Origin of the sequence: Salmonella sp. SAL4457, from assembly GCF_046548235.1 — a bacterium.
Lineage (GTDB): Bacteria > Pseudomonadota > Gammaproteobacteria > Enterobacterales > Enterobacteriaceae > Salmonella > Salmonella enterica.
The window spans coordinates 1-229 of record NZ_JBGDZO010001495.1; the positions used below are offsets into that span (position 1 = coordinate 1).

Here is a 229-nt window from a genome sequence, read left to right on the forward strand (position 1 = left end):
GAAGATATGCGCGTCGTCCTGGGTAAAGCCGCGTACGCGCATGATCCCGTGCAGCGCGCCGGACGGCTCGTTGCGGTGGCAGGCGCCGAACTCGGCGAGGCGCAGCGGCAGGTCGCGGTAGGACTTCAGGCCCTGGTTGAAGATCTGCACGTGGCACGGGCAGTTCATCGGCTTGACCGCGTAGTCGCGACTTTCCGAGGAGGTGGTGAACATGTTCTCGGCGTAGTTC

Annotated in this window: 1 protein-coding gene; it reads right to left on the reverse strand. The window is 64.6% G+C overall.

From position 1 onward, the window contains the following. The coding region (locus ACLJNW_RS29180; protein ID WP_410962164.1) for an aminoacyl--tRNA ligase-related protein at positions 1 to 229 on the reverse strand (229 nt) is incomplete at both ends.